Source organism: Nitratireductor sp. CH_MIT9313-5 (genome assembly GCF_037029545.1).
Taxonomy (GTDB): domain Bacteria; phylum Pseudomonadota; class Alphaproteobacteria; order Rhizobiales; family Rhizobiaceae; genus Chelativorans.
The window spans coordinates 279,506-293,733 of sequence record NZ_JAYMER010000010.1; the positions used below are offsets into that span (position 1 = coordinate 279,506).

Consider the following 14,228-nt stretch of genomic DNA (forward strand, 5'->3'; position numbering starts at 1 on the left):
CTGGCTCCTCCGCTCAGGCCACCACATTGACGATGCGCTGCGGCACGACGATGACCTTGCGCGGCTCGGCGCCATTCAGCGCCTTCTGCACGAAGTCGAGCTCAAGTACCGCCTGCTCGATGGAAGACTTGTCCGCGTCGCGCGCGATTGTCAAATCCCCGCGCTTCTTGCCGTTGATCTGGACCGGCAGAACGATCTCGTTGTCGACCACCAGTGTGGGATCGTAGTCCGGCCAGGAGCGCGCTGCCACAAGGTCGGTGCCGCCGATTTCGTGCCAGCATTCCTCGGCCAGGTGCGGCATGAAAGGGGCGATCGCGTGGATCAGGATTTCCAGCGCATCACGCACCGCCGCCTTTTCCTCGGTCGATGCATCCGCACCCAGTTGGCCTATCGCGCCGTGCAGCTCGTTGACGAGCTCGTGCATGCGCGCAATGGCGCGGTTGAAGGCGAGGCGCTCAATGTCTTCGCCAACAGCCTTCAGGGCCTTGTGTGCCGGCTTGGAGATGGCTGCCGCATTGCCTTCGCGGGCGGGCTTGCCTTCAATGCCGTCGATCAATGCCTTGTTATCGACCACAAGGCGCCAGACACGCTGCAGGAAGCGGTGGCTGCCGGCCGCGCCGTCGTCGGTCCATTCCACGTCGCGATCGGGCGGCGAATCGGAAAGCGTGAACCAGCGCGCCGTGTCGGCACCGAAGGAGCCGGTGATCTCTTCCGGGCTCACCGTGTTCTTCTTCGACTTCGACATCTTCTCAAGCTGGCCGATCGTGACCGGCTTGCCGGTCTCGATTTCGAATGCCTTGCGATCTGCGCCTGAACCTTCGATCCGCACCTCGGTCGGCGCGAGCCAGCGGCCGTCCTCGGCCTTGAAGGTTTCGTGGACGACCATGCCCTGCGTGAAGAGGCCCTTGAAGGGCTCGTCGAGATCGAGATGGCCGGCCTTGCGCATCGCGCGGGTGAAGAAGCGCGAATAGAGCAGGTGCAGGATCGCATGCTCCACGCCCCCGATATACTGGTCCACCGGCAGCCAGCGATTGGCGATATCGGGAATCGTCGGCGTGTCGGCATCCGGTGCGGTGAAGCGGGCGAAATACCAGGACGAGTCCACGAAAGTGTCCATCGTATCGGTCTCGCGGCGCGCATCGCTCCCGCATTTCGGGCACTTCACATGCTTCCAGGTGGGGTGACGGTCGAGCGGGTTGCCCGGCGTATCGAAGTCCACATCGTCAGGCAGGACGACCGGCAGATCTTCCTTGGGCACCGGCACGACGCCACAGCTTTCGCAATGGATCATCGGGATCGGGCAGCCCCAGTAACGCTGGCGAGAAATGCCCCAGTCGCGCAGGCGGTAATTGACCTTGCGCTTTGCCACCGGCTGGCCGTTCAGCTCGGCCTTCTCAAGGCGCGAGGCCACTTCCTCGAAAGCCTTGTCGGTCGGCATTCCGTCGAGGAAGCGCGAATTGATCATTACGCCGTCGTCGGTATAGGCCTCGTCGGTGATCTTGAAGTTCTCGGGATCAGCACCTTCCGGCAGTACGACAGGTGTGACGGGCAAGCCATATTTGTTGGCGAAGTCCAGATCGCGCTGGTCGCCCGACGGGCAGCCGAAGATCGCGCCCGTGCCGTAATCCATGAGGACGAAATTGGCGACATAGACCGGCAGCGTCCAGTCGGGATCGAAGGGGTGCTTCACGCGGATGCCGGTGTCGAAGCCGCGCTTTTCCGCGGTTTCGAGAGCTGCGGCGGATGTGCCCATGCGACGGCATTCTTCGCAGAATGCAGCCAGTTCCGCGTTTTCGGTTGCCGCCTTGCGTGCGAGCGGATGATCGGCGGCAATTGCCATGAAGGAAGCGCCGAAAAGGGTATCGGGCCGGGTCGTATAGACCTGCAATTCGCTCTCGCCGTCGGGTGCGGTGTCCGCGTCGAGTTCCCAGCGAACCAGCAAGCCTTCGGAACGGCCGATCCAGTTGCGCTGCATCAGGCGAACCTTCTCCGGCCAGTTGTCGAGCGTGTCGATGGCCTCAAGCAGCTCGTCGGAGAAGTCGGTGATCTTGAAGAACCACTGCGCCAGCTCGCGCTGCTCGACCTCGGCACCGGAGCGCCAGCCCTTGCCGTCGATCACCTGTTCGTTGGCGAGAACCGTCTGGTCCACCGGGTCCCAATTCACCTTGGAGGTTTTGCGGGTAATCAGGTCGTTTTCGTAGAAGTCCACGAAAAGCATCTGCTGGCGGTGGTAGTAATCCACATCGCAGGTCGCGAATTCGCGGCTCCAGTCCAGCGACAGGCCGAAGGTCTTGAGCTGGCCGCGCATGGTGGCGATGTTCTGGTAGGTCCACTCTTTCGGGTGCACCTTGTTTTGCATGGCCGCGTTTTCGGCCGGCATGCCGAATGCGTCCCAACCCATCGGGTGCAGCACGTTGAAGCCCTTGGCGCGCTTGTAGCGGGCCACCACGTCACCCATCGTGTAGTTGCGGGTGTGGCCGATATGGATGCGTCCCGACGGATAGGGGAACATCTCCAGCACGTAATAGGTCGGGCGCCCGTCATCATTGCGGGTCTCGAAGAGTTTTGCTTCTTCCCAGGCCTTCTGCCACTTGGGTTCGGACGTGCGCGGATTATATCGTTCGGTTGCCATGCCGGTTTTTTCACATAGAAAGGTGCCAGAAACAGTCGGCGGACCTTCACCATGCTTTGTGACGAGCGTCAACAGCATGGGGCTAATGAAGCATGGTCCAGATGAAGCAGTTCAGGGCGGAAAGACGATAAATGGCTGACGCAACGCGCAATCTGGTTGAGATTCGGGAGAGAATTGCCAAGGCAGCGGCTGAGGCCGGTCGAAGCGCGGAAGATGTTGCGCTGGTTGCTGTTTCCAAGACCTTCGATGGTGACGCAATCAGGCCCGTCCTCGAAGCAGGGCAGCGCGTATACGGCGAAAACCGCGTTCAGGAAGCGCAGGGCAAGTGGCCGCAGCTGCGCGAAACGTTTTCCGACATCGAACTTCACCTCATCGGTCCACTGCAGTCCAACAAAGCGAAGGAAGCGGTGGCGCTTTTTGACGTGATCGAGAGCGTCGACCGGGAAAAGATTGCCAAGGCGCTTGCGGACGAGATGGAAAAGCAGGGGCGAAAACTTCCCTGCTATGTGCAGGTGAATACCGGTCTGGAACCACAGAAGGCCGGTATTGATCCGCGTGAGACGGTTGAATTCGTGAAGCGATGCCGCGAGGTGCATGGGCTGGATGTCATCGGCCTCATGTGCATTCCGCCGCTGGAAGAAAATCCCGGTCCGCATTTCGCGCTTCTGGAAAAGCTTGGCCGCGAGGCAGGTGTTGCGCAGCTTTCCATGGGCATGTCGGGAGATTTCGAGACGGCGATCGGTTTTGGTGCAACGAGTGTGCGGGTCGGCTCGGCCATTTTCGGCGCACGTTGAAGCCTCAGTCGATTTTCACTCGTTCGACCAGAAAATCGATGAATGCGCGCACGCGGGCGGGCAGATAACGGCCCTGGCCTACATAGACAGCATAGACACCGTCCCGATCGCCGGGATTGCAATTCTCAAGAACCGGGACAAGGCGCCCCGCGGCAATGTCGTTTTGTACATGCCAGCGGGAGAGCCGGGCGATCCCGGTGCCGGCAATGGCCATGAGCCGCATGGTCTCGCCATCGCCTGCCAGATTGCGGCTTTGTGGCAGGACGGTAATCTCCTCGCCATCCACGGTGCGAAATGGCCAGGTTTCGTTGATGCGGCGGAAGCTGAAGCCCAGCAACTCATGGCAGTTCAGATCGTCGGGGTGCTCGGGTGTACCTTTTCGCGCCAGATAGCCGGGTGAGGCCACCAACACCATGGGGGAGTCGCAAAGCCTGCGGGCAATGAGCGAGGATTCGGCTAGCGTGCCGGCGCGGATCGCCAGATCCGTCTGCTCCTCCATCAGGTCCACGACCCGGTCGGACAGCGAAAGCTCAAGGCTGATTTCAGGATAAAGCCGCAGAAATTCGGGAATGAGCGGCGTCAGGTAATGGGTGCCGAAGCCAACATTACAGTCGACTTTCAGCTTGCCGCGCGGCACGGCACCGGCTGCAGCTTCACGCTCGGCGGCTTCCATGTCGGCGAGGATGCGAAGGCAGTTCTCGTAGAATGCCTGGCCTTCGGCGGTAACCTGCAGTCTCCGCGTCGAGCGGCGCACCAGAGCGGTGCCAAGACGTGTTTCAAGGCGTGCCACGAGTTTGCTGACGGCGGAGGGCGTCATACGCAATTCGCGCGCGGCGGCGGAGAAGCTTCCTGCCTCCACAACCTGGGCGAAGACTTCCATCTCGCCGGATCGGTTGATCTCGCTGCGCGCCATTCATGAACTCATTTCACAGCAGATGATAATTCCAGCAATCTAATTCTTGGATGGCGAAAGGTCTAGCTATCCCGCACCGGCCTGTGAGGCCGTCCTTCCATCGAGAACGAAGAGCTGGATCATGCCTTTCGCAGTTTACGCATTGACGATTGGTGCCTTTGGCATCGGCGTCACGGAATTTGTCATCATGGGCCTGCTTCTGGAGGTGAGCGCCGATCTTGGCGTGACCATTTCTGCGGCAGGTCTTCTCATCACCGGTTATGCGCTCGGCGTTGTGGTCGGCGCGCCGATACTCGGGTCTCTCACCGCCGGCTGGCCGCGCAAGAAGTTGCTCATGGCCCTGATGGTCGTGTTCACCATCGGCAATCTCGCCTGCGCACTGGCACCGGACTACTGGACGTTGATGGGTGCGCGTGTCCTGACCTCCTTCGCCCATGCCTCGTTCTTCGGCGTCGGCTCGATGGTCGCCACGGGGCTGGTGGCCGAAGACAAGAAGGCTTCTGCCATAGCCGTCATGTTCACGGGGCTGACGGTTGCCAACATTCTTGGCGTGCCCTTCGGCACCTGGCTGGGGCAGGCGTATGGCTGGCGCGCGACATTTCTCGCTGTGGCGGCAATCGGTATTGCGGCATTTGCGGTCATTGCGTTGTTCGTCCCCCGCGACGAAGCTGCTTCAGTCACGCAGGAAGAGGGTGGTGCGCTCGAAGTTCTCTCGCGCCCGCAGGTTCTCTTCGGGCTCTCGATTACCGTCCTGGCCTGGGTGGGGTGTTTTGCGGGCTTTACCTATATCGCGCCGATCCTGACGCAGATTACCGGGTTTTCGGATGCTGCGGTCTCGCCGATCCTGCTCGTGTTTGGCGGCGGGCTGATTGTCGGCAATCTCGTGGGTGGCAAGCTTGCCGACCGCTACCTGCGTGCGACAGTGGTGGGAAGCCTTCTGGCGCTGACGGTCTCGCTGCTGATCATGCATTTCGCCATTCATGACAAGGTCGCGGCTGTCATTGCCATCGCGGTCTTCGGTGCCGCCGCATTCTCGACCGTCGCACCACTTCAGATGTGGGTGCTGAGCGAGGCGAAGGGGGCGGGGCAGAGCCTGGCCTCATCTTTCAATATCGCGGCCTTCAATCTGGGCAATGCCATGGGAGCATGGCTTGGTGGAATGGTCATCGACCATGGCCCGGGTCTGGGCGGCATCATGTGGATCGCAGCACTTGTTCCGCTCGGCGCCTTCATGGTCGCATTGCTGGCGCAGCATGTGCATCGGCGGGTCTCTGCCGCACAGCCTGCCTGATGGTAGAGCGCAGCCGCTTTGCGAAGTGGCTGCGCTTATCTTCACTATTGCAGGACGAGCTCGCCGCTTACATTGCGCCACTCGGTCGGGCTGATCAGTTTCTGATGCGTGTAGGAAACCGAGTGCAGCGGGCCGTCTAGCTTTTCCTTCCAGAAGTCGATGAAACGATAAAGCGCCGGAAACTTCGGTGCGAGATCATAGGTCTGCCACACGAAGCTCTGCAGGAGATGCGGGTGGTCCGGCATGTGGTAGATGAACTCGGCTGTGGTCAGGCCATAGCCCTTGAGCATCAGTTCGGTTTCATTCGTCCTCATTTGCGTCCTTTCCTCATCACGCCGACATAATGCGGCATCCACGGTTGACGTGGAATGCAAATGATGATGAATGGCGCGTGAAAAATCAATTAATACAATATGTTAGCAGCACAGCTTGGTGGCTGCTACCATTTCTGCCTCCGCTGGTCCAAGCGGGCAAGTGTCATCCAATGTCTAATGTTGAAGTCGCGCCCAGAATGGTAACAATGCGCGCGACACGAGGTGCATGGTCTCATGCGCCAGGCCATTCGGCCGAAAATGACCGGTTATTGTGGAGGAGGTACCATGTCCGAGGTGCATGTTCATCGAGTGAAAGATGAATGGAAGAAGGACGCGCTGATTGATGCCGCGACCTATGAGAAGTGGTACCAGGACAGCATTACCGATCCGGAAGGTTTCTGGCGCGAGCACGGCAAGCGCATCGACTGGTTCACGCCCTACACCAAGGTGAAGAACACATCCTATGAAGGCGATGTCTCGATCAGGTGGTTCGAGGATGGTGTCACCAATGTCTGCTACAATTGCGTGGACCGGCATCTGGAAAAGCGCGGTGACCAGACCGCGATCATCTGGGAAGGGGATGATCCGGCTGACGACAAGAAGATCACCTATCGCGAGTTGCATGAACAGGTCTCCAAGCTTGGCAATGTTCTGAAATCGAACGGCGTCAAGAAAGGCGACCGCGTCACCATCTATATGCCGATGATCCCGGAGGCAGCCTATGCGATGCTGGCCTGCGCGCGCATCGGTGCGGTGCATTCGGTCGTGTTCGGCGGATTCTCGCCGGATTCGCTTGCCGGGCGTATCGAGGATTGCAAATCCGATTTTGTCATCACCGCCGATGAAGGTCTGCGTGGTGGCAAGAAGGTTCCGCTGAAGGTCAATACGGACAAGGCCATCGAGATCGCCGAAAAGGCAGGCGCGAAGGTGCGCAACGTGCTGGTGGTCAAGCGCACCGGTGCGGATGTGAACTGGGTGGATGGCCGCGATCTCGCCTATGAGGCGGAGATGGAAAAGGCGTCCGCCGAATGCGAGCCGGAGAAGATGAATGCGGAAGATCCGCTCTTCATTCTCTACACGTCAGGTTCGACCGGAAAGCCCAAGGGCGTGCTCCACACCACCGGCGGCTATCTCGTCTATGCGTCCATGACGCATCAGTATGTGTTCGATTATCACGAGGGTGATGTCTACTGGTGCACGGCTGATGTGGGCTGGGTCACGGGCCACAGCTATATCGTCTACGGGCCGCTCGCCAATGGCGCCATCACGCTAATGTTCGAGGGTGTGCCGAACTATCCCGATGCAGGCCGCTGCTGGGATGTGGTCGACAAGCACAAGGTCAACATCTTCTATACGGCCCCAACCGCCATCCGCGCTCTGATGGGCGCGGGCGACGACTATGTGAAGCGCGCGTCACGTTCATCGCTGCGCGTGCTCGGTTCGGTCGGCGAGCCGATCAATCCGGAAGCCTGGGAGTGGTACTACAAGGTCGTTGGCGACGAGAAGTCGCCCATCGTCGACACCTGGTGGCAGACGGAAACCGGCGGCATTCTGATCACACCGCTGCCCGGCGCCATCGACCTCAAGGCCGGCTCGGCGACCAAACCCTTCTTCGGCGTTCAGCCGCAGCTCGTCGACAATGAGGGCGGGGTTCTCGAAGGCGCTGCCAGCGGCAATCTTTGCATTGTCGATTCCTGGCCTGGCCAGATGCGCACGGTCTATGGCGATCACGACCGTTTCGTGCAGACCTATTTCTCCACCTACAAGGGCAAATATTTCACCGGTGACGGCTGCCGCCGCGACGAGGACGGCTATTACTGGATCACGGGTCGCGTCGATGACGTGCTGAATGTTTCGGGACACCGCATGGGCACGGCGGAAGTGGAATCGGCACTCGTTGCCCATCCAAAGGTCTCGGAAGCCGCCGTGGTAGGCTATCCGCATGACGTGAAAGGGCAGGGCATTTATTGCTATGTCACGCTCATGGCCGGTGAAGAAGGTTCCGAGGAGCTCAAGAAGGAGCTGGTTGCCCATGTACGCTCCGAGATCGGCCCGATCGCATCACCGGACAAGATCCAGTTCGCCCCCGGCCTGCCGAAGACACGTTCGGGTAAGATCATGCGCCGCATCCTGCGCAAGATCGCGGAGGATGATCCCAAGGCCCTGGGTGATACGTCCACGCTGGCCGACCCGGCTGTGGTCGATGATCTGGTGAACAACCGTCAGAACAAAAAGGCTTGAGCGGGTCTTGCAGTGCTCACGCGTTGCCTCCACATTGGGAGCAACGTCAACGAAGTGGAAGGAGGTGATCCAATGTCGAGTGGTTATCGTTTCAACGTGGTCTCGATGGATTGCCTTTGCGGGGAGCAGTCTTCCCGCTAGTGCGCATGACACGCGGCCGCTTTCGGGCCAAGACCGCGTGAGAACGTTGAACACGGAAAGGGCTGCCTCCATGTGGGGCAGCCCTTTTTTATGTGTCGTCGATTTCGCATGTGCAGACCGAGCCGAAGCTTACTTGTTCAACTGTAGCTCCTGACGCCTGCGACGCAGTTTGCCTTGTTGTTCGTGAACTCGAACACATGGCAGAAACGCCGCCTATTGCCATCTGGAAAAGTGACCTCGCCGCACGCGGCACCAACCTTGCCATGCGAAACTGCGTGAGAAATCGTAATGGTGGCCGGTTTCGGACGTGCGGAAAGACCCGCAAGGAGAACTTTCTTTCCCTGCATCTGCGAAGCTGAGGATTGCTCCCATATCACCTTTTCGTCGAAGGCCTCTGGTATGGGATTCCCGCATTCCATGGAAACGGCGAGATCCTGAACGAACCTGTTCTTGGGAGAATTGCCGCAGTCGCGGCTGCCTAGAATCTTGGTCAAATTGGCCTCCGCTGGAGGCTTCCCCGTGCCGTCCAATGACATTACCGCCCGGGCTGCCCTTCTGCGGACAGCCCCATTTTAGTGTCGAAATACTCTCAGGCGACTGCGCGCTGCTGTTCGCATTGGGCTTCGCTGTCCTGCGTCTTGGCGCAAGTCCCCTGAAGTTCGAACATGCGGTAAAAGTCCGTCAGGCGCTTGCCCGGCTCCGGGCGGAAGATGCGACCGACATGCTCCATCGCACTGATGCGGTCGAGCCGGAATGCACGGAAATCGTTGCGCAGTTCGCACCAGGCAACCAGCGTCCACACCTTGCCCCAGAACCATAGCCCCAGAGGACGAACCTCACGCACCGAATTACGGTTGTTCTCGTCACGGTAGTTCAGGCGCAGGACATCGCGTGTCTCGACCGCCTTCTCAAGCTCGTCAATGATCAGGCGCTCGGCGTCGGAAATAACCCAGTTCGGGGTGTAAATTTCGGTGCGTGCGATACGATGGCGGTCCTGCTCGGGCAGAACGCTGCGTATCTTCATCAAGGCTTCTTCGGCCGCGCCGGCCATTGTGGCTCCGCCGAAGGCCCGCACCATTCGCGCACCCGCCACCAGCGCCACGATTTCATCGCGGTTGAACATCATGGGCGGAAGCTCGAAGCCCTCGCGCATGAGGTAGCCGACACCAGCCTCCCCGTCGATCGGCACGCCCGATGACTGAAGATCGGCAATGTCGCGGTAGATGGTGCGTTCGGAAACTTCCAGCCGCTCGGAAAGCATGCGAGCGGTTACAAGCCGCCCTCCACGCAGATGCTGGACGATCTGAAATAGTCGGTCTGCTCTTCTCATGAGGTCAGTCCTCATTTGCAGCGAGTGCTGCCTGCACCAGGGGAATGGTGCCGGAAAGGCGCAATATGGCGGTATTTAAATCCATACGCAAATCAACTGAAGTTCATTCGCGCTGAGATTGCTCCAATTGCCACGTCTCCCTCGTTGACGCAGCGTCACAATTGCACAGGGCTCCTGACAACATTGCGTCAGGAGCCTTGGCGGCAGCATTGAAAAGACAGCAGGGTGCTCTAGTCGTCCGTTTCCCGCACATCGACGGTGTAGTTGAGCGGCAAACGGCCTCCGTCGGCGTAGATGGTCTGCCCCGTGACGTAGCTTGCATCATCGGATGCCAGGAATGCCGCGATGGATGCTATCTCCTTGGGCTCGCCGATACGGCCAAGCGGCGTGCGCGAGAGGATGCGCTTCTTGGCTGCAGGGTCCGCGTTCACGCTTGCCAGCATCTCGGTCATGATCGAGCCCGGACCGATTGCATTGACGCGAATGCCGTATGGCGCCAGTGACAGCGACATGACCTTGGTCAGCTGGTTCATGCCGCCCTTGGAAACTGAATATGGAACCTGGTTGGCGATGGCGAAGACCGCATTCACAGACGACATGTTGATGATCGCGCCGGCCGCGCCGCCGCCTTTTACCTTCTCCACCATGTAGCGGGCCACGGCCTGCCCGACGAGGAAGGCACCTTTCAGGTTCACGCCGATCACGCGATCAAAGTCTTCTTCCTTCAGGTCGAGGAAATCCGCGCCATGCACGATGCCGGCATTGTTGACGAGGATATCGATGTCGCCCAGTGCGTCGATGGTGGATGCCACCAGGTTGTGCACGTCGAGGCTTTTGGAGACATCCGTCTTTACGAAGCGAACTTCGCCGAGCTTCTCGAGGTCTTCGACCGCCTGTGCACCCTTCTCCGCATCGATATCCGCGAGAACAACGCGAACACCCTCGCGCAACAGTCGTTCGGCGATAGCGTAGCCGATGCCGCTTGCTGCACCCGTCACGATCGCTGTCTTGCCGTCCAGTGCCATGTCTCACCTCATTGCATATGTCGGAGGCGAAACTGGTCTTTCGCCGCTGCAAGGTCAAGCCGCAAGGTGCTTCCCCATTGGGCCACGGATAAGCCGAGCATTTTGACAGCGTGAACGAGGCAGGGCACAAGTCCGGTGTAACTGCACCGGGGGAGCTGCACCCATATGACCAAGATCCTGTCGCTTCTGGTGATTGCCATGATGGTGCTTCATCTCATTCGGCCTCTCGGCCTGCCGGGGCTGAAGAAGCGAAAGGATTTCTGGAAGCTGGCAATAGTCGCCATCGGAGCGATCATGCTCACGGTCGCTGTCAGCCACGGATAGATCAGGCGACAAGCCGCCCCGGGCGATCCACCTGACGGCGTTCCTCCATGTAGTGCAGCAGATGTTCCGCCCAGGCGCGGTAGCCTGCAGCCGAAGCGTGAAAGCCGTCTTCGGCAAAGCCTTGCTCGGGATCATCAATGGGGAGCGGTAGGGCCGGAACCACGCCGCGCTCCTGACAAAGCAGCGTCCCCTTGCGGTTCACAAGCTCGGCTCGGATGGCGAGAATCTTTCCCAGAAGCGGCGGAAGCGCGGGCATCTGGCGCATGTTGACGATGGGCGACCAGACGATCAGCGCTTCCGGCCATTTGGCTCGCAATGCGTAAAGCAGCCCGCCGAATTCGCGCTTGAAGCGGGGAATCGTGTGGTAGTTCTTCGCGTCATTCGTGCCGACGACCAGCACGATATGCGTCCAGTTTTCATCCGCCAGATTGGGAATGACGTGATCGCGCAACTGGCCGGACGTGGCTGAATTAAATCCCGCGGCACGCCAGGTGACGGCGCGGTCATGACGAAGCGCGATCAGGCGCGCAAGTTGCGATGGAAGCCCGTGGCTGTTGTCTGCAATGCCCACACCCGCGGCAGAAGAATCACCGATGACGAGCAGCCGCACGGCCGGGTCCTTGCCTTCGATGCGATGGCGGACAGGGCCTTGGGGCGGCAGCATGCGCGGTGTTCTGAGACGGACACCGATGCCCTGCCAGGCATAGACGGGGAAGGCGATCCAGGAGAGGGCGGCTTTGAGTGCGTTCATGGCCAAGCCTTAGCAAAGGCAGTTGCCGACGTGAACTCACATTCGCTTCATGGGGGAAATGTGGTGCGGCGGACAGACCGGATGCGTCCGCCGCACTGTCCGTCATGCGGCCTGTTCGAGGTCCTGCTTCCAGCTGCCGCTGGCTGCAAGGCCGTTCATACGGGCACGGTGGGTGAAGGCGCGCTGGCCTGCAGCCACGTTTTCCGCCTTGCCGCCCCATGCTTTCAGGGCCGCTGCCTGCAGCGCACGGCCATAGGAGAAGGTCAGTTTCCAGGGCATGTCATAGGTCGCATTCATGATCGACAAATGCGCGGTTGCCTCTTCATCCGACTGGCCGCCGGAGAGGAAGGCAATGCCGGGAACGGCGGCTGGCACGGTCGCCTTCAGGCAGCGCACGGTCTGCTCTGCAACCTGCTCGCGGCTGGCAGTACGTACATTCTTGCCGTCAATGATCATGTTGGGCTTGAGGATCATGCCTTCAAGCTTCACGCGGGCGTCGAAGAGCTCGTCAAATACGGTTTTGAGAACCCACTCCGTCACTTCGTAGCAGCGCTCGATCTTGTGGGTGCCGGGATTGCCATCCATGAGCACTTCCGGCTCGACGATCGGGACGATACCAGCTTCCTGGCAAAGGGCAGCGTAACGGGCCAGCGCCTGTGCGTTCTGCTTCACCGCACCCCAGGTCGGCAGACCATCGGCAATAGAGATGACACCGCGCCATTTGGCAAAGCGTGCGCCAAGCTCATGATATTCGTTGAGACGTTCACGCAAACCATCAAGGCCCTCGGTGATGGTCTCGCCTTCGAAGCCTGCAAGCGGCTTGGCGCCCTTGTCGACCTTGATGCCGGGAACCGCACCGGCGTCAGCGATCATCTGCGCGAGCGGGGTGCCGTCCTTCGCCTTCTGACGAAGGGTTTCATCGTAGAGGATGACGCCGGAGATATAGTTCTTCATCGCTTCGTCAGCGGAGAACAGCATCTCGCGATAGTCGCGGCGGTTCTCTTCGGTCGACTCAAGGCCGATCGTGTCGAAACGCTTCTTGATGGTGCCGGTGCTCTCGTCTGCGGCGAGGATGCCCTTGCCCTCAGCCACCATTTTGGCGGCGATATCTTCAAGACGTTCGCTCATTCTCGTGCCTCCTTTAAAGCCTGTGTGAGGCGATTAGCAGAAGGCACGAGAAAACGGAATGTGGGTTGAAGAACCCTAATCGATTGAAAGGAAAGGATTTTACGTTAATTGCTTAACGCAGCCACGCCCGGCAGTTCCTTGCCTTCCATCCATTCGAGAAATGCACCGCCTGCGGTGGAGATATAAGTGAAGTCTTCGGCGACACCGGCCTGGTTGAGTGCTGCCACGGTATCGCCGCCGCCTGCGACCGAAACGAGCAGGCCTTCCCGAGTGCGCTGGGCCGCATAGCGAGCCGCTTCCATGGTCGCGGTGTCGAAGGGCTCGATCTCGAATGCGCCGAGCGGTCCGTTCCAGACCACAGTGTCTGCGCGCTCAAGCCATTCCTTGACCTTCTCGATGGATTTCGGGCCAACATCGAGGATCATGGCATCAGCGGGGACCGAATCAACATCGACAACTTCGGAAGCCGCACCAGCCTTGAATTCGCGCGCGACAACCGCATCGACAGGCAGGATGATGGCGCAACCGGCAGACGCTGCATCGATCATGATCTGCTTTGCCGTTTCCGCCAGGTCATGCTCGCAAAGCGACTTGCCGACATCGCTGCCGCGGGCAGCGAGGAAGGTGTTGGCCATGCCGCCACCAATGACCAGTGCGTCGACCTTCTTCACGAGATTGAGCAGGAGATCGATCTTGGTGGAGACCTTGGCACCGCCGACAACTGCCAGAACAGGGCGGTCGGGATTGCCGAGGCCCTTTTCCAGCGCCTCGAGTTCGGCCTGCATGGTGCGACCGGCATAGGCGGGAAGAAGGCGGGCGAGACCCTCGGTTGAAGCATGTGCGCGGTGTGCCGCGGAGAAGGCGTCGTTCACATAGATGTCGCCGTTCTCGGCCAGCGCCTTGGCGAAGTCCGGATCGTTCTTCTCTTCACCTTCGTGGAAGCGGGTGTTTTCTAGAAGCAGTATGTCGCCGCTGGTCATCTCGTCGATGGCTTCGGCGGCTTCGTCACCGATGCAATCGGATGCGAAGTGGACACGGCGATCGAGTGTGGTCTCCACGGCATAGGCAATGGGCCCAAGCGAATCTGCTTCGGACCGCTTGCCCTTCGGACGACCGAAATGGGCGAGCATGATGACCTTCGCGCCCTTGTCGGAAAGTTCCGTGATGGTCGGCGCGATGCGCTCGATACGGGTGGTGTCGGTCACGCTCCCGTCCTTGACGGGCACATTCAGGTCCACGCGCACAAGCACGCGCTTGCCGGATACATCCTCCAGATCGTCAAGGGTCTTGAAACCAGCCATCTACCCGCCACTCCTTATTGAAAGGCAATATGCAATCGGGCTG

At 59.9% G+C, this 14,228-nt stretch carries 13 protein-coding genes; 4 read left to right on the plus strand and 9 right to left on the minus strand.

The window, feature by feature from the left end; translation table 11 throughout:
- Nucleotides 1-13: 13 nt before the first annotated feature.
- Nucleotides 14-2,632: a leucine--tRNA ligase gene (gene leuS, locus WA367_RS02620; RefSeq protein WP_336055240.1), complete on the minus strand. Its 2,619-nt coding sequence runs from the start codon at nucleotides 2,630-2,632 to the stop codon at nucleotides 14-16.
- A 131-nt stretch (nucleotides 2,633-2,763) separates the two neighbouring features.
- Here leuS and WA367_RS02625 point away from each other — a divergent pair, with 131 nt between their 5' ends.
- Entirely contained in the window at nucleotides 2,764-3,426 is a 663-nt protein-coding gene (locus tag WA367_RS02625) for a YggS family pyridoxal phosphate-dependent enzyme (protein ID WP_336055241.1), read from the plus strand.
- A gap of 4 nt (nucleotides 3,427-3,430) precedes the next feature.
- Here WA367_RS02625 and WA367_RS02630 read toward each other — a convergent pair whose 3' ends face one another.
- A complete protein-coding gene (locus WA367_RS02630) occupies nucleotides 3,431-4,339 on the minus strand; it encodes a LysR family transcriptional regulator (RefSeq protein ID WP_336055242.1) in 909 nt (302 codons plus the stop codon).
- A 121-nt stretch (nucleotides 4,340-4,460) separates the two neighbouring features.
- Between WA367_RS02630 and WA367_RS02635 the strand changes: the two genes are divergently transcribed.
- Complete coding sequence (locus WA367_RS02635) at nucleotides 4,461-5,630, plus strand: MFS transporter (protein WP_336055243.1); 1,170 nt, start codon at nucleotides 4,461-4,463, stop codon at nucleotides 5,628-5,630.
- Between the two features lie 44 nt (nucleotides 5,631-5,674).
- Here WA367_RS02635 and WA367_RS02640 read toward each other — a convergent pair whose 3' ends face one another.
- Nucleotides 5,675-5,944, minus strand: coding sequence for an usg protein (locus tag WA367_RS02640; protein ID WP_036485734.1), 270 nt, complete (start codon nucleotides 5,942-5,944; stop codon nucleotides 5,675-5,677).
- A gap of 285 nt (nucleotides 5,945-6,229) precedes the next feature.
- Here WA367_RS02640 and acs point away from each other — a divergent pair, with 285 nt between their 5' ends.
- Nucleotides 6,230-8,185, plus strand: coding sequence for an acetate--CoA ligase (gene acs / locus WA367_RS02645; protein WP_336055244.1), 1,956 nt, complete (start codon nucleotides 6,230-6,232; stop codon nucleotides 8,183-8,185).
- A gap of 278 nt (nucleotides 8,186-8,463) precedes the next feature.
- Here the strand turns inward: acs and WA367_RS02650 are convergent, their stop codons facing one another.
- The 3 genes from WA367_RS02650 to WA367_RS02660 form a co-directional block, all read right to left on the minus strand.
- Nucleotides 8,464-8,862, minus strand: a complete 399-nt coding sequence (locus tag WA367_RS02650; RefSeq protein ID WP_336055245.1) for a hypothetical protein — start codon at nucleotides 8,860-8,862, stop codon at nucleotides 8,464-8,466.
- Between the two features lie 53 nt (nucleotides 8,863-8,915).
- Nucleotides 8,916-9,656 (minus strand): helix-turn-helix transcriptional regulator, encoded by a 741-nt coding sequence (locus WA367_RS02655; protein ID WP_336055246.1) that lies wholly within the window; start codon nucleotides 9,654-9,656, stop codon nucleotides 8,916-8,918.
- 230 nt (nucleotides 9,657-9,886) lie between these two features.
- On the minus strand, nucleotides 9,887-10,681 hold the full coding sequence (locus WA367_RS02660) for an SDR family NAD(P)-dependent oxidoreductase (RefSeq protein ID WP_336055247.1): 795 nt from the start codon (nucleotides 10,679-10,681) through the stop codon (nucleotides 9,887-9,889).
- Between the two features lie 165 nt (nucleotides 10,682-10,846).
- On the opposite strand from WA367_RS02660, the gene WA367_RS02665 reads away from it, so the two are divergent.
- Nucleotides 10,847-11,005 carry a hypothetical protein gene (locus WA367_RS02665; protein WP_336055248.1) on the plus strand — a complete coding sequence of 53 codons (159 nt, stop codon included), beginning with the start codon at nucleotides 10,847-10,849 and terminating at the stop codon, nucleotides 11,003-11,005.
- A gap of 1 nt (nucleotide 11,006) precedes the next feature.
- On the opposite strand, the gene WA367_RS02670 is transcribed toward WA367_RS02665, so the two are convergent.
- The 3 genes from WA367_RS02670 to WA367_RS02680 form a co-directional block, all read right to left on the minus strand.
- Nucleotides 11,007-11,756 carry an SGNH/GDSL hydrolase family protein gene (locus tag WA367_RS02670; RefSeq protein ID WP_336055249.1) on the minus strand — a complete coding sequence of 250 codons (750 nt, stop codon included), beginning with the start codon at nucleotides 11,754-11,756 and terminating at the stop codon, nucleotides 11,007-11,009.
- A gap of 102 nt (nucleotides 11,757-11,858) precedes the next feature.
- A complete protein-coding gene (locus tag WA367_RS02675) occupies nucleotides 11,859-12,884 on the minus strand; it encodes a class I fructose-bisphosphate aldolase (RefSeq protein WP_336055250.1) in 1,026 nt (341 codons plus the stop codon).
- 104 nt (nucleotides 12,885-12,988) lie between these two features.
- Entirely contained in the window at nucleotides 12,989-14,185 is a 1,197-nt protein-coding gene (locus WA367_RS02680; RefSeq protein ID WP_336055251.1) for a phosphoglycerate kinase, read from the minus strand.
- Nucleotides 14,186-14,228 lie beyond the last annotated feature (43 nt).

Bases quoted from the DNA above. Each gene is read 5' to 3' on its own strand.
- WA367_RS02680 (WP_336055251.1), bottom strand. From the start codon at position 14,185: ATGGCTGGTTTCAAGACCCTTGACGATCTGGAGGATGTATCCGGCAAG.
- WA367_RS02655 (WP_336055246.1), bottom strand. From the start codon at position 9,656: ATGAGAAGAGCAGACCGACTATTTCAGATCGTCCAGCATCTGCGTGGA.
- WA367_RS02640 (WP_036485734.1), bottom strand. From the start codon at position 5,944: ATGAGGACGAATGAAACCGAACTGATGCTCAAGGGCTATGGCCTGACC.
- WA367_RS02625 (WP_336055241.1), top strand. From the start codon at position 2,764: ATGGCTGACGCAACGCGCAATCTGGTTGAGATTCGGGAGAGAATTGCC.
- WA367_RS02665 (WP_336055248.1), top strand. From the start codon at position 10,847: ATGACCAAGATCCTGTCGCTTCTGGTGATTGCCATGATGGTGCTTCAT.
- leuS (WP_336055240.1), bottom strand. From the start codon at position 2,632: ATGGCAACCGAACGATATAATCCGCGCACGTCCGAACCCAAGTGGCAG.
- WA367_RS02670 (WP_336055249.1), bottom strand. From the start codon at position 11,756: ATGAACGCACTCAAAGCCGCCCTCTCCTGGATCGCCTTCCCCGTCTAT.
- WA367_RS02675 (WP_336055250.1), bottom strand. From the start codon at position 12,884: ATGAGCGAACGTCTTGAAGATATCGCCGCCAAAATGGTGGCTGAGGGC.
- WA367_RS02630 (WP_336055242.1), bottom strand. From the start codon at position 4,339: ATGGCGCGCAGCGAGATCAACCGATCCGGCGAGATGGAAGTCTTCGCC.
- WA367_RS02635 (WP_336055243.1), top strand. From the start codon at position 4,461: ATGCCTTTCGCAGTTTACGCATTGACGATTGGTGCCTTTGGCATCGGC.
- acs (WP_336055244.1), top strand. From the start codon at position 6,230: ATGTCCGAGGTGCATGTTCATCGAGTGAAAGATGAATGGAAGAAGGAC.
- WA367_RS02660 (WP_336055247.1), bottom strand. From the start codon at position 10,681: ATGGCACTGGACGGCAAGACAGCGATCGTGACGGGTGCAGCAAGCGGC.
- WA367_RS02650 (WP_336055245.1), bottom strand. From the start codon at position 8,862: ATGTCATTGGACGGCACGGGGAAGCCTCCAGCGGAGGCCAATTTGACC.